Origin of the sequence: Rickettsia sp. TH2014, assembly GCF_019249195.1 — a bacterium.
In the GTDB taxonomy this organism is placed as follows: domain Bacteria; phylum Pseudomonadota; class Alphaproteobacteria; order Rickettsiales; family Rickettsiaceae; genus Rickettsia; species Rickettsia felis.
Genome location: NZ_MXAX01000218.1, coordinates 1 through 903 on the forward strand (window position 1 = coordinate 1; position 903 = coordinate 903).

Sequence of the window (903 nt, forward strand, 5' to 3'; positions counted from 1 at the left end):
ATATAATTTTTATAATGTCTGTAAGATTAAATCTTGACTTCTACATCAATTTTAATTCCGTATTATTATTTCAACACACAACTCTGCTTATTATAAGCTAGTTTTTTACAAACTGCTTTAGCTTGACTAAGACTACCATAATCACCGGCTAAGATTAAATAGAAAAATTTGCCGTCGTCATATTTAACTTTTTTGGTTGTGATAACAACATTTTTAAGAATTTTCGGGAATTTCTTTTTTATTCTTTCCCCTTCTTGCATTGCTTCTGCTCCAGATTTTACCGAACCAAGCTGTATTTTATAACTCTCATTATTTTTACAATTTTTAGCATTACTAACCTTATCCTTACTTCCTTTTTCAAGCTTTATTATATTTAAATCCGTTTCATTTTTGGAGTTATCACTTGGCTCTATTAATGCAATAAGGTTGGATATTTCATCAAAAGATTCATCACCTTGACTTTGGTTATGAGAATCTATATTCATAGGTTTCTCAGGGTCAGGAAGCAATTTTACGGTTTTAATATTTGTATCTTTAGCAATAAGATTTTCATATATACTACTATGTACTGCTGCTATTTTGTTATTTTCTATTATAGACGGTTTTATTTTTGTAGGCAGCTCATCAGGATAAATAGTAATTACCGGCTTGCTATTCTGATAATATTGATAACCAAAATAAATAGCGGATATACATATTAAGCATACTAGACATATTTTAACAAAAATATTATTGATCATATTTAGTAATTTGATAATAAAAAAACGTCATTGCGTGGAGATTAAAAAAAGTCAATATAGCGCTTAGAGTATAAAAATAATTAAATTTTATATAATTCTAAAAGCTATATTGAGCTTTCCCAAGGGCAATCATTTCATTTGTAGAAGTCAAGATTTAATCTTA

General features: G+C 27.7%; 1 protein-coding gene. It reads right to left on the bottom strand.

Annotated features, from left to right (window positions below; all coding sequences use genetic code 11):
• Positions 1-65: 65 nt before the first annotated feature.
• Positions 66-740: an SPOR domain-containing protein gene (locus KYQ89_RS04435; protein WP_218460585.1), complete on the bottom strand. Its 675-nt coding sequence runs from the start codon at positions 738-740 to the stop codon at positions 66-68.
• Positions 741-903: the final 163 nt, after the last annotated feature.

Coding starts and splice junctions, on each gene's coding strand:
- KYQ89_RS04435 (WP_218460585.1), bottom strand. CDS start 740: ATGATCAATAATATTTTTGTTAAAATATGTCTAGTATGCTTAATATGT.